The organism is Acidisoma silvae (genome assembly GCF_020618775.1).
GTDB classification, from domain to species: Bacteria; Pseudomonadota; Alphaproteobacteria; order Acetobacterales; family Acetobacteraceae; genus Acidisoma; species Acidisoma silvae.
This window is the reverse complement of sequence record NZ_JAESVB010000001.1, coordinates 861,528-874,151: the sequence shown is the minus strand read 5'-3', so window position 1 is coordinate 874,151 and position 12,624 is coordinate 861,528. Positions and strand designations below refer to the sequence as shown.

General features: G+C 61.2%; 13 protein-coding genes. 2 read left to right on the top strand and 11 right to left on the bottom strand.

From position 1 onward, the window contains the following. Nucleotides 1–33: 33 nt before the first annotated feature. The 9 genes from ASILVAE211_RS04155 to ASILVAE211_RS04115 form a co-directional block, all read right to left on the bottom strand. Complete coding sequence (locus ASILVAE211_RS04155) at nt 34–1,104, bottom strand: ABC transporter ATP-binding protein (protein ID WP_227320004.1); 1,071 nt, start codon at nt 1,102–1,104, stop codon at nt 34–36. After that, complete coding sequence (locus ASILVAE211_RS04150) at nt 1,097–2,164, bottom strand: ABC transporter ATP-binding protein (RefSeq protein WP_227320003.1); 1,068 nt, start codon at nt 2,162–2,164, stop codon at nt 1,097–1,099. The genes ASILVAE211_RS04155 and ASILVAE211_RS04150 overlap by 8 nt, the downstream gene beginning before the upstream one ends. After that, on the bottom strand, nt 2,161–2,448 hold the full coding sequence (locus ASILVAE211_RS04145) for a hypothetical protein (protein WP_227320002.1): 288 nt from the start codon (nt 2,446–2,448) through the stop codon (nt 2,161–2,163). Before ASILVAE211_RS04145 ends, ASILVAE211_RS04150 begins: the two co-directional genes overlap by 4 nt. Next, nucleotides 2,448–3,275 (bottom strand): carbohydrate ABC transporter permease, encoded by an 828-nt coding sequence (locus tag ASILVAE211_RS04140; RefSeq protein WP_227320001.1) that lies wholly within the window; start codon nt 3,273–3,275, stop codon nt 2,448–2,450. The genes ASILVAE211_RS04145 and ASILVAE211_RS04140 overlap by 1 nt, the downstream gene beginning before the upstream one ends. Next, nucleotides 3,272–4,234: a carbohydrate ABC transporter permease gene (locus ASILVAE211_RS04135; protein WP_227320000.1), complete on the bottom strand. Its 963-nt coding sequence runs from the start codon at nt 4,232–4,234 to the stop codon at nt 3,272–3,274. Before ASILVAE211_RS04135 ends, ASILVAE211_RS04140 begins: the two co-directional genes overlap by 4 nt. Nucleotides 4,235–4,250: 16 nt before the next feature. Beyond that, complete coding sequence (locus tag ASILVAE211_RS04130; protein ID WP_227319999.1) at nt 4,251–5,708, bottom strand: substrate-binding domain-containing protein; 1,458 nt, start codon at nt 5,706–5,708, stop codon at nt 4,251–4,253. Nucleotides 5,709–5,974: 266 nt separating this feature from the next. Then, on the bottom strand, nt 5,975–6,493 hold the full coding sequence (locus ASILVAE211_RS04125) for a DUF2059 domain-containing protein (protein WP_227319998.1): 519 nt from the start codon (nt 6,491–6,493) through the stop codon (nt 5,975–5,977). A 114-nt stretch (nt 6,494–6,607) separates the two neighbouring features. Further along, nucleotides 6,608–7,339, bottom strand: coding sequence for a siderophore-interacting protein (locus tag ASILVAE211_RS04120; RefSeq protein WP_227320132.1), 732 nt, complete (start codon nt 7,337–7,339; stop codon nt 6,608–6,610). Nucleotides 7,340–7,595: 256 nt separating this feature from the next. Further along, entirely contained in the window at nt 7,596–8,069 is a 474-nt protein-coding gene (locus ASILVAE211_RS04115; RefSeq protein WP_227319997.1) for a nuclear transport factor 2 family protein, read from the bottom strand. Nucleotides 8,070–8,479: 410 nt separating this feature from the next. Between ASILVAE211_RS04115 and ASILVAE211_RS04110 the strand changes: the two genes are divergently transcribed. Further along, on the top strand, nt 8,480–9,586 hold the full coding sequence (locus tag ASILVAE211_RS04110) for an acyltransferase family protein (RefSeq protein WP_227319996.1): 1,107 nt from the start codon (nt 8,480–8,482) through the stop codon (nt 9,584–9,586). Here ASILVAE211_RS04110 and ASILVAE211_RS04105 read toward each other — a convergent pair. After that, nucleotides 9,549–10,529, bottom strand: a complete 981-nt coding sequence (locus tag ASILVAE211_RS04105; RefSeq protein WP_227319995.1) for an AraC family transcriptional regulator — start codon at nt 10,527–10,529, stop codon at nt 9,549–9,551. The two genes, ASILVAE211_RS04110 and ASILVAE211_RS04105, sit on opposite strands and share 38 nt — an antisense overlap. Before the next feature lie 107 nt (nt 10,530–10,636). On the opposite strand from ASILVAE211_RS04105, the gene ASILVAE211_RS04100 reads away from it, so the two are divergent. After that, nucleotides 10,637–11,527, top strand: coding sequence for an SDR family oxidoreductase (locus tag ASILVAE211_RS04100; RefSeq protein WP_227319994.1), 891 nt, complete (start codon nt 10,637–10,639; stop codon nt 11,525–11,527). A 281-nt stretch (nt 11,528–11,808) separates the two neighbouring features. On the opposite strand, the gene biuH is transcribed toward ASILVAE211_RS04100, so the two are convergent. Then, on the bottom strand, nt 11,809–12,480 hold the full coding sequence (biuH, locus tag ASILVAE211_RS04095; protein WP_227319993.1) for a biuret amidohydrolase: 672 nt from the start codon (nt 12,478–12,480) through the stop codon (nt 11,809–11,811). Nucleotides 12,481–12,624 lie beyond the last annotated feature (144 nt).

The following is a 12,624-nucleotide window of genomic DNA, read 5'->3' as shown; positions in this document are numbered from 1 at the left end:
CGGCGGGGCTGGAACGCGGACGGGGCAGAGCCGTTAAGGCGACGGGGGACGCGCCATCACCGTTCCGTTGCGGAAAAAGGCGAGATGCTGCATCGGGCAGTCAATTCCCGCCTCATTGCCCAGGATGCGGCCGAGCGCGCCGTCGACCCTGGCCCGCAGCACGGTCGCCCCGATCCGCAAGGTGAGAAGATATTGCCCGCCGATGGTGATGAAGCGGCGTTCGATCCGCGCCGGCAGCGTGCCCGGCGTCCCGGGCAGCGCGACCCGAATGCGTTCCGGACGGATGCCGAGCCGGATATCCGCGCCCGCATCGGGCATGCTGATGGGCTCGGGCAGAATATCGAATTGCATTCCGGTCCCGACCACGCGACCGCTGATGAAGTTCATGCCGGGATTGCCCAGAAACCAGCCGCCGAATTCGCTGTCCGGCTTTTCGTACAGCGCGCGCGGCGGCGCGCATTGCGAAATGACACCCGCCTGCATCAGCGCGATCTGATCCGCGAGCGTCATCGCTTCCGTCTGGTCATGCGTCACATAGATGATCGTCTGCCGCAATTGCTGCCGGAACTGCTTGAAGGCGCGGATCAGTTCCAGCTTCGCATGAACTTCCACATTGGTCGTCGGTTCGTCGAACAGGATGACGTCGCAACGCCGCGCTATGGAGCGGCCGACCGCGACGCGCTGGCGCGTGCCGATATCGAGCTCCGCCATCCGGCCGCGCCGGAGCTTGCGCAGTTGCAGAACGTCCAGCACTTCTTCAACCCGGCGCTGCCTGTCGGCGGCCGATAGTCCGCGATCCCGCCCCAGCGGCAGGGCGATATTCTCCTCCACCGTCAGCGTGCGGTACATGACGGGATATTGAAACACCATCGCGACATTGCGCTGCCGTGGGGTCAGCGCCGTCACATCCCGCCCGCCGAACAGAATGCGCCCGCGCGACGGCGTTTCCAGCCCGGCGATCATGCGCATGAGCGTCGTCTTGCCGCAGCCGGAGGGACCAAGCAGGCAGGTGACGCTGCCTTCCGGAAAGGTTTCGCTGATATTATTGACGGCGGTCATGCCGCCGAAGCTGCGCGTCAGCCCGTCCAGGGTAATGTCAACCATGCTGGGCTTCCCCGATGCGGTGGCCGCTTTGCCGGTCGAAAATGGCGATACCCGCCTGATCGACCAGGAAAGGATAAGCGCTGCCAACATCCAGGTTTGCCACGCGGTCCGATTCCGGCACGCTGACGACAGCGACACCCTCGTATTCGGCATAGACCACGCATTCCGCGCCGAGGTTTTCCATCAGCGTCACGCGGCCCGGCAGGGCGCGCACGTCCTGCGGCGCATAGACAATATGCTCCGGCCGGATCGCCGCCGTCACGTCCCCATCGGGCGCGCCGGTTGCAAAACCGCCAAGCGGCGTCTGGCAGACCCCACGTGTCACCTCGCCCTGGATCAGATTGCAGCGCGGAAAACCGATCAGCGCAGCCGAACGCAGCATGGCGGGCTGATGATAGAGACGCTCCACCGGTCCCGCCTCGACCACGCCGCCTTGATCCATCACCACAAGCTGCTCCGCCATGGTCAGCGCTTCCAGGGAATCCGAGGTCGCATAGAGGAAGGTCGCGCCGAGCGTCGCGCGCATGTCCTTCAGATCCTCCATCAGACTCTCACGCAGCTTGAAATCGAGCCCGACCAGCGGGTCATCCAGAATGAAAATGCGCGCGTCCTTCAACGTGCCACGAGCAATCGCCGCGCGCTGCTTCTCACCGCCTGAAAGCTGGCTGGGCTTCTTTTGCAGCAAGGGCTTGATGCGCAGAATCTCGGCCGCCTGCCCGACCCGGCGGTCAATCTCCGCCGCCGCCACGCCCTGCTGCCGCAAGGGATAGGCAATATTGGCGTAGACGCTCATATGCGGAAAGAGCGCGAAGGATTGCGGCACATAACCGATGCGGCGGTCGGCGGCGCTATCCGCCGCGATATCCCGTCCGTCGATCAGGATACGGCCACGATCGGGCTGCTCCAGACCCACGAGCAGGCGGAACAAAACGGATTTGCCCGCAGCCGGCGGCCCGCAGAAAACGGTCAGGCTTTGATCCGCAATCTCCAAAGTCAGATCGCGGATGGCAGGACGGGCGCGATAGCTTTTCGCGACGGCCTCGAACAGAATAGCGCTCATTCACCTTGACCGAGTTGGGCGAGCGTGGGCACGAGCAGGATGCCGATGACGACGACAGCGGCGACAATGGCCAGCAGCAGAAGCGTCATCAGCAGCGCCCGCAATGGCCCCGCGCCGCGCGGCAAATTGCCGACCGCGATATTCAGCAGCGTCACGCCGATGACGAGCAGAAGGCCGAAATGATAGACCGGGAAAAACCAGGTCTGGAGCACCATCAGGAAGCCCAGACCCAGCAGGCATAGCAATGCCGCTTCGATCCTCGGCACAATCGGACGCCGCGCCATCACACCTCTCCGCGCACGGTGCCGAAGGTCATGCCCACCAGCAGATAGCGCTGAAAGACATAGACGATGACGATGGGCGGCAGAATATAGAGCGTGGTGACGCAGGACACGAAGGTCCAGTCGACGCCGCCGCCGGAATAAAGCCCGGTCGACAGCGCCGTCGGCACATTCGTCGTATGCGGGCCGCCGATGATGTAATCGAACAGAAATTCGTTCCAGACGAAGATGAAGTTGAAGATCAGCGCCGCGATGACGCCCGGCAGAACCTGCGGGAAGATCAGTTTGGCGATGATGCTGAGCCAGCTGGCGCCGTTCACCCGGCCCGTCTCGTCGAAACGCGGCGAGACGCCATCGATGAAGCCCTTCAATATCCAGACGGAAAAAGGGATGGAGAACATGGCGTAGAACAGGATCAGCGCCCAGTAACTGTCCTTCCAGCCGAAGCCGACATACATGAGATAGACGGGCAGGATGGCGGCCGAACCCGGCAGCATGCGGATGGACAGCAGCAGGAACATGAGGAAATTCGTGCCCGGCGGCTTGAAGCGCGAGAAGGAGAAGGCCGCGAGGAAGGCAACGGCCACCGCAATCAGCACGGAGGTTACGGACAGGACGATGCTGTTGATGAAGCTATGGACCATGCCGGGGTCGGACAGCACGCGCACGTAATTCGCGAGCGTCGGGCGAAAAATCCAGACCGGCGGCACGGCCAGAATCTGATTGGCCGTCTTGAAGCTGGACAGAATGATCCAGGCGACGGGCGCAAAAAAGACAAGCGCGATCAGCCAAAGCAGCAGGTGATACAGATGCCTCCGCCAGGTGGTCATGCGCCTTCCTCCGCGAGACTGGCCTGTTTCCGGTCCCGCGAATGCAGCACGAAAATGAAGGTGGCCGTGAAGGCAATTGAAATCAGCAGCAGGATCACTGCCAGAGCGGAAGACCAGCCCATGGTGAAATCCTCGAAGGCGCGGCGATAGAGCGTGATGGCGATCACTTCCGTGGTGGAGCCGGGACCGCCGAAGGTCATGTCGTAGATCAGGTCCATGGTTTTGAAGGCGTCGATCGTGCGCAGCAGAATGCCCAGCATGAGGATGAATTTGCCGTGGTAGAGAATGACCAGACGCAGCCGCTGCCACCAGGACAGCTGGTCAATCTCGGCTGCCTCCAACTCGGCCTTCGGCACGCTGGCGAGTGCGGCCAGCGTCATCAGCACCATGAAGGGCGTCCACATCCAGATATCGACCAGCAGCACGGCCCCGAAGGCGAGATGCGCGTCCCCCAGGAAATTAAGACTGGGCAGGCCAAGGCCACGAAAGATGCTGCCCAGAATGCCGAAGGTCGGGTCATAGATCAGCCGCCAGAAGGTGCCGGAGGCCACAGGCGTCAGCACCATGGGCGTGAACAGCAATGTCAGCGCCACGCGCCGTCCCGGCAGCTTCTGGCTGCCCCAGAACAGCAGTCCCAGCAGCAGGCCCAGAACAGTCTCGATGCCGACGGCCAGGATGACGAACAGAAAGGTTCGGCTCAGGCCCAGCCAGACCGCAGAATCATTTAGGATCGAGTCAAAATTATAGAAGCCGGCGAAAATCGGCGGGCGGCCGCTGGTCAGGGAAAATCGATAGAAACTCAACCCCAGCAGCCAGAGCGTGGGGATCGTATTCCAGATGATGAAAAAGATGAGAACCGGCACGAGCAGCAGGAAGGGCATCACCTCCCGCCGCCCCAGAAACTCCGTAAAACTCTGCCGCCGCCGTGGCGGCGACGATGCCTTGGACGCTAAGCGCATGCCGGTTCCCGCCTAATCAGAGCCGCATGCCGGTGCAGGCGCCGCTCGGCTGCTTCGTCGCGACCCCTTCATCGAACAGGATTTTCTGCTGACGGCAGGCGGCATAATCCAGCGCGTGCTGCGGGTCTTTGATTTGCCCCGTGGCGTAGGCCGTCATCGCCTCCTGCTGCGTGGACAGCATTTCGGCATAGGCCGGGTCATGCCAGAAGTCGCTGCTGTAGTTCAGCATGTATTTATAGGTGCGATACCAGGGGTGCATCGCATCGAAATCCGGCCGCGACAGCGTTGCCTTGTCACAAGGGTTGCCGCCGTGCTGCGCATAGCTCAGCGAGGTTTCCGGCTGGTACCACCATTCCATGAAGTCGATCGCGACCTGCATATGGTCAGGGTCGTTGAAGGCGTTGATCACCCAAGGCTGGCCGCCAATGATGTAGTTGCGGACAAGCTTGCCGCTTTTATCGGGGAAGCCCGGCGGCGGCACGACCATGACCTTGTCTTTCAGGGCGTCCGGGATCATGGCGGGGCCGACGGCGCACCACTGCATCGCCGAAAACACCTTCCCTTGCGCGAAAGCGTCGATCAATTCGCCGATACCGTAATTGATGGCGCTCGGCGGCTGGTATTTCAAAAGATCGACCCAGGACTTCAGGGCCTTCGCGTTGCTGCTGCTATTGAAAATGCCCTCGATCTGTCCGGTCGAAGGATCCCAGACATCGCCGCCGGTGCTGCGCATGACCGACATCGAGGGACAACTGATAAAGTCATATTCACGCGAATACTGACCGCCGAACCCGTTATAGCCTTTTTCCGGCCGGTTGAAGAAGGCGATGAGCTTGACGAAATCATCGAAGGAGAGCTGCTCGAAATCTTCCCAGGTCATGGGCAGCTTGCGGCCGTATTTCTGTTGGAAGGCCGCCGCCTCACCCGGCGCTTCCAAAAGATCCTTGCGGATATAGAGGCCCATCGTGTCGCCTTCCTGCGGAAAGCCCCAGCGCTTCTTAGTGCCATCGGGATAGATCTGATAGGCGGCCTCCACGACCGGCGCATACCATTCGACATCGAGCGCCGGATTCTTCTTGATCACCGGATCAAGCGGCAGAATCCATTTCGGCTGCGCCAGCGCGCCCAGCCATTGGCTGTCGGAAATGATGATATTGTATTCCTGGCTGCGCGTGGCGAGCGAGGTGGCCGCCTTCTGAAAAAGCTGGCTGAACGGCGCTTCGGCATAGGAAAAGGTCACGTCATAGCCGTATTTGTCCTTCGCCATTTTGGCGAAGTCCGGCGCCAGATCGACGCCCAGGCGGCTCGGCACCCAGCCGGCGATGCCGAGGATCGACATATGGATCGATTTACCGCGCAGCGGATTGTCCTGCGCGCGGGCGATATGGGGCATGGACAGCGCCGCCGTCGCGCCAAGCGCACTCGCCCCCTTCAACAGACCACGTCGATTGAGCGTGATGATCTCTTTGCGCACCGGTCTTCCCTTTTTGTTTTTCGGCGATCAGGTCGCCGTTTTTCTGCAAAGCCGTTTTATTTATTCTATGCGTTTTTTACTTATTTATTCGCACGCGACAGTCACGATTATCAAACGGCAGCCATTTCAGACACAGTTTCCGTTTCGCTACCAGCGTCGCGGAACGCTAACAAACATTCAAAACAGATGTCAAATAATTCTGGCAATCGTCTGGCGGACCCAATCTCGGCCAGCCAGACCCCTGCAAAATCCCAGGCAGCAGCCGGTCAGGTTTTTATTTGTGGCGCAGCAAGCGAGGGCATGCCCGGATGAATTTTGAGGATATTGGCATATTGCTGGATCAGCCCTTGCAGCAGATCGGGCATCCGCTGCCGCAGGCTGTCGATCAGCGCGCGGCGAAGGTCTCGCGTCGCCTGCATATAGGCTTGCCCGTCCGGAGACTGCAAAAACGCGATGGTCGCCCGGATATGCGCGTCGCTCAAATGCTCATAGTAAAAGGAACTGGTTTCGCTCTCGATCGACGTGACGAAGCGTTTGGAAAAATCCTGCGTCACCGCGTTCATCTGCTTGATCTGTGTCGCGGTCAGTTCAGGGTGCCTGTCTTTGAAACGTTGCATCAGGATGCTGGCATCGCGTGCATTGCGCATCGTGACCTCATCAAAATCACGATGCGTCAGGCGCAGCAAAGTCTGGATATCGTCGGATTTCTGATCCGCCCAGCCGGGCTTCGGCATGGCGCATAGAAGACCCAGCAGCGAAACGGCGATCAAACCCAGTCTGCGCATCAGCCAGCCCCCGTCTTTGCCGGGGGAGTTTCGCCGCAATCCGTGACAATGCCAGTGACGAAATGTGTCTGACTTTGAACAGTCTTACGCCTCTGACACCTTCACCCTGCTGCGTCAGCCGGCCTCCTCGAAATTCTTGATCGCCGCATCGGCCTCACCCTTCAGCCAATAGCCGCTGGCCTTCAGCCAGGCTTTGGGCAGGCCGCGTTCTTCCAGCAGATAAGTCCGGATGGCCCGCGCGACGCCGGCCTCGGCCGCGACCCAGACGAAAGTCTGCGGCGGCAGGTCGAGCCGCTTCACGGCCTCCAATAGCGGCGTGGCATCGGCCGCCGCCTCATGCGGCCGATAGACCCAGCGCGCGTCGAGCGTTGCGGCGGTCTCGAACGGCTGCTCCTCCGCCGTATCCGTGACCGCCACGATGCTGGTGACGGGCATGCCCGGCGTCAGCTCCTCAATCCGGCGGCCGATGGCGGGCAGCGCCGTCTCGTCACCGACCAGCACCCAGCCACGAATATCGCCACCGATGGCGGCAGAGCCGCGCGGACCGGCGACCGTCAGGCTATCGCCGACCTTTGCCGCCCGCGCCCAATCGGAGGCCGGGCCACCGTCATGATCGACGAAATCCAGTACCAGGGAGCGTCCGGACTGGCTGTAATGGCGCGGTGTATAGTCACGCCGCGCGGGCTCACCCTCTGCCTGCGGTAGGAAGACCTTGATGTGATCGTCCGGCGCGCCGCTGAAGAAATCTGCAAGGCTTTCGCCCGTCAGCGTCACGCGGATCATCTGCGGCGTTATCCGGGTGATGGCGGACACGGTCAGGTCACGGCGCTTAATCTCATGCCGCATCCGCTCGATGACGGGTTGGGGGGCGTGGCTGTCTTCGGTCAATACACGACATCCTTCTGTTACAGTCGCACGGAACCGGCAGCTGCTAGGGATGCAGTCGCACGGCCCCGGATGGCTTTCGCCACCTAGTCCGTGCGTTGATTGACGTTAACGCTTACGATGGCGGGGATAGAACCCGCCCTGATGTGGCGCCCATCTAAGCGTCATGCGCCGCCGGGATCAACGCCCGAGCCGCATGGCACCCATCCGACCTCGGTCAAAGACCGAGGTCGGTCAGGCCCGGATGATCGTCCGGCCGGCGGCCGAGCGGCCAATGGAACAGGCGGGCTTTCTCGGCAATCGGCAGGTCGTTGATGCTGGCAATGCGCAGCTGCATCAGTCCGCGCGCGTCGAATTCCCAATTCTCATTGCCGTAGGAGCGGAACCAGTTGCCGCTGTCGTCATGCCATTCATAGGCGAAGCGCACGGCGATGCGATTGCCGCTATAGGCCCAGACTTCCTTGATGAGCCGATAGTCCAGTTCTTTGTTCCATTTGCGGGTCAGGAAGGTTTCGATCTCGGCGCGGCCGGTGATGAACTCACCCCGATTGCGCCAGCGGCAGTCCGGCGTATAGGCCAATGCCACCCGCGCCGGGTCTCGGCTGTTCCAGGCATCCTCGGCTCCGCGCGCCTTGCGGGCGGCATCCTCCAAGGTCAGATACGGCGGCAGCGGCGGGCGTTCGGCGTCCATGATCTTGTCCTGTTCTCTGCATGTTATCTGAAGCGGCAAATAGCCGAGGCCACAAGTCCCAGACCGCACATGGCAGATTACACCCGCCCCCACAGGGCGTAAGCCAAATTAATCACAATGACCCGAAAGGATGTACTTCGAATTAATCATGCCGCCGATCAGATCGCCTCGAAAAAACGATTAACAAGAAAAGACGGAACGAAATCAGCCATTTATCACGACAAAGGCGCAATCACGGACAAGCAACGATCGAAAATGACTGCTTGAACATTAGGACGACGCCACCTAGCCTTTGCCGAACGCGCTTTCGTGATTCATGTAATTGATGCATCAATACTGAACGGTCTCCCCTGATTTCGATCTTTCTCAAAGATCATAATGATATTTTGAACCTTCTTCAGCATTGCGACATGACCGTAAAACGAACGAACCATTTCCTTTACCTGGATGGAATGCGCGGCGTGGCGGCAATTTTTGTCGCGGTCTTGCATGGATATCTTCTTCTGGATCCGACGCGGGCCATATTACCCAATGCGCATCTGGCGGTTGACTTCTTCTTTTGCCTCAGCGGATTTGTCATCGCCCATGCTTATGCAGACAAGCTTGATGCCGGAATGCCGGTGGCAAATTATCTTGGTAGACGAATCATTCGCCTGGCTCCTCTGCTCATTGCGGGTCTCGTGCTCGGCGCTCTTGTCTATATCGCCGGCAGCGTCGCTAAAGGCGGCCATCAACTGTCGATAGCGCTGATCATTTCCGTTCTATCGATCGAAATGGTTCCGGCCGGCCTGTTATTCGGCCTTCAGGCCTATCCGACCGACAATTCGGTTTGGTCCCTGTTTTTTGAGCTGGCGGCGAATATCGCTTTTGCGTTCGGAACGGTCAGGCGGCGTGTTATAAATGCCGGTACACTGGCTGTATTCGGACTGATTCTTGCCCTGACCGCATGGCATTTCCGGTCGATCGATGACCTCGGCTACCAATCCCCTTCTGCCTTTCTCGGCGGCTTCGCCCGTGTCGCCTTCCCCTTTCTGACAGGTGTCATGATCTGGCACTGGCGTCTTTACAAAGACCGCCATGCGATCTGGTCCTGGGCTGCTTTCCTGGCGCTGCCACTGCTGCTCGTCACGCCTTTCGGCAACTGGCAAACCGATCTTGTCGCCATCGTTCTGGTGATCCCGCTTATCGTCATTACCGGAACCGCCGCAGCCGGGCCGCGCATCGCGCCTGCGCTGAAACTGCTGGGGGAACTATCCTATCCCTTTTATCTCATCCATCAGCCGGTGATGAGAATATTCAAGAACCTGCATGCAGCCCGCTCGCTGATCCAACACCATCCAGGCTCCGCCGTGGCCATGGCGCTGGCCGTCTCGGCGATAGGCGCCATGATCCTGTCACGCCTTTACGATGGCCCCGTCCGTCGCTGGTTAACTGCGCTCATGCAGGATGAGCCCGTTGCAGGCAGTAGGCTGCTCACCATCACGTCGCCGGCAGAAGCTGCTGCGGCGGCGGAATAGAAAAGGCATCCGGCTGACGGCCATAGTCGCGCGGCGATACACCCATGATGCGCTTAAAAGCGGTGCTGAAGGCGCTTTCCGATGAATAGCCAAGTGACAGCGCAATAACGGACACCGAATCCTCGTTTTGCGCCAGCCGCTCCGCCGCCAGCAGCATCCGCCAGCGGGTCAGGTAATCCATCGGTGCGCTGCCCACCGTCTCCTTGAATTTCTGGGCGAAGCTGGACCGTGACATGCCGGCCTGCGCTGCCAGCGTGGCCAAGGTCCAGCGCTGGGCGGGCGCTTCGTGCATCGCGCTCATGGCGGCGCCGATCTGCGGGTCCGTCAGCGCGAAAAGCCAGCCGATACTGGTGGATCGGCTATCCTGCATATGCTGCCGCAAGGCCTGCACCAGAATCATATGCGCCAGATGTTCGATGATGAGGAAACCGCCGGGCTGCGGGTCTCGCAATTCCCGCATCATCCGCTCCACCGCCCAGCGCAGATCGCTCTGCCGGCCGCCGCGAATATGTACGATGGGCGGCAGAACGCGCAGCAACAGATGGCCGTGCTTGTCGGCCAGCGTAAAGCGGCTGGACACCAGGGACACAGGGGCCACGGCCTGCCCCGGCACAGGCTCGCCCTCGAAATGCGCGATACCGCCTTTGCCCGCGCGATGGCCCTGGCGCTTGAGCATCGCGACCGCATTGACGGGCGCGCGCGCCAGATCGGTGCAGAGGCGAAAATCCCGCCCGCTCGGCAGCAGAAAAGCGTCCCCCTCCTCCAGATAGACCGAGCCTCCGCCTGCGACCGCCAGAAAGCAGGCGCCGGTGACGACGGCGCCGCATTTGATGGTGCCGGCCTGATCCGGAAAGCCGAGCGACCAGGCGCCCGACGCCGTGGTGCCGGCCGAGAAGTAATTCTGCGGCCGCAGCAGGGACAGGACATCGGATAGCGGGTCCATTCGGTCTCCATCTGGACGATCGCGAAGATAATGCGGACGTCACAGCATAGATCGTATGCAGCGCCCAGGTCTATCCAGGCTGACGCAAACGATCAGGGAGCAAGATCATGCGCTATTTCGTCACGGGTGCCAGCGGCTTCGTGGGGTCCGCCGTCACGCAGGAACTGATCGGCGCCGGCCATCAAGTGCTGGGCATGGCACGCAGCGACGCGGGCGCGGCCAAGGTGGCCGCCATGGGCGCCGAAGTCTTTCGCGGCAGTCTGGACGATGCCGAGGGCATGGCGCAGGCCGCTGCCGGCACGGACGGCGTCGCCCACCTGGCCTTCAATCACGACTTTTCCAAATTTCTGGAGAATTGCGTGACCGACGGCCGCGTCGTCACCGCCATGGGCGCGGCGCTGGCCGGCAGCGGCAAGCCGCTGATCGTCACTTCCGGCATCGGCCTGTTTTCAGGCCTGCCGCTGATCACCGAGGCAACGGTGATCGGCGATGCGCCGCACCGCCATCCGCGTGCGGTGTCGGAAGAAGCGGTTACAACCTTCGCCCAGCAGGGTGTGCGGGCCATGGTGGTGCGCCTGGCGCCCTCGACCCATGACAAGGGTGACCACGGCTTCGTGCCGATGATCATCGGCATGGCGCGGGAAAAGGGTGTTTCCGCCTATATCGGCGCGGGCGACAATCTTTGGCCGGGCGTACATCGGCTGGACGCGGCGCGGCTGTATCGCCTGGCGCTGGAGAAAGGCACGGCCGGCGCGCGCTATCATGCGACGGATGAGCGCGGCGTTCCCTTCCGGGAGATCGCAACGTTGATCGGACGCAAGCTTGGCCTGCCGGTGGAAAGCCTGAGCGGCGAAGCCGTCGCCGCGCATTTCACCTGGTTCGCCCCCTTCGCGCAGATGGATATTCCGACCAGCAGCGCATGGACGCGCGAGACGCTAGGCTGGCAGCCGCGTGAGATCGGGTTGCTGGAGGATTTGGACAGGCATTATTTTGATTGAGTTGGACTCGCCTCCAGCCGTCATGCCCGCGAAAGCGGGCATCTTCTCCGCTTCGTGTCGGCACCTTGGCCAGGAAGATCCCCGCCTACGCGGGGATGACTAATCATAGCCTCATCGCCGCACCAGCCAGCCGCGCCTCATGCATCATATGCAGCGTGATCTTGCGCAGTTCCAGCCCGCTGAATTCGATATCAATTAGCAACACATCCGTCGTCACGGTCATCGATCGGCGACAGCCGAAGACGCGGCGAGACCGGCAGATTCGAGCCCTAAAGCATTGGTCATCCGAGACCTGCCAGGAAATCTGCGGAATTGGAGACCGAGCCAAAAACCCCGCCCTGCATCTTGATCATCTTGACGGCATGGTCATGATTGCCGCGATCCGTGGCCGCACAGCAATCTTCCAGCAGCAGGCATTCGAAGCCGCGATCATTGGCATCCCGCATCGTGGTATGGACGCAGACATCGGTGGTGATGCCGGTCAGAATCAGATTACGCACGCCGCGCACGCGCAGCAACAGTTCCAGATCGGTTGCGTAGAAACTGCCCTTGCCGGGCTTGTCGATGATCGGCTCGCCAGCGATGGGCGCGAGTTCGGGGATGATCTCCCAACCCGGTTCGCCGCGGATCAGGATACGGCCGCACGGCCCCGGGTCACCGATGCCGGCGCCGATCTGGCGGGACCGCCAGCGCTTATTGGCCGGCAGGTCCGACAGGTCCGACCGATGGCCTTCCCGCGTATGGATGATGTGATAGCCGCCTGCCCGCATGGCCGCCAGCACGGCCGCGATCGGCGCAATCGGCCGCTGCGTTTCGGCGATGTCATAGCCCATGCTGTCGACATAGCCGCCCTTGCCGCAGAAATCCGTCTGCATGTCGATGATGATGAGCGCGGTATCCGCCGGCGACATCGCACCATCATAGGGCCAGTTATACGGGTCAGCTTTGATCACGTTGAAACTCCTCCGGACACACCATTCTCCTCTGTAAAATAGAACCGAGAAACTTTCATTCACTTCGTCATGGAACCGCCGGGACAACAGCACGCGGGTCAGCCGCCCTCACGCCCGGCCTCTGGGTCGCTGCCCATGGTTGAC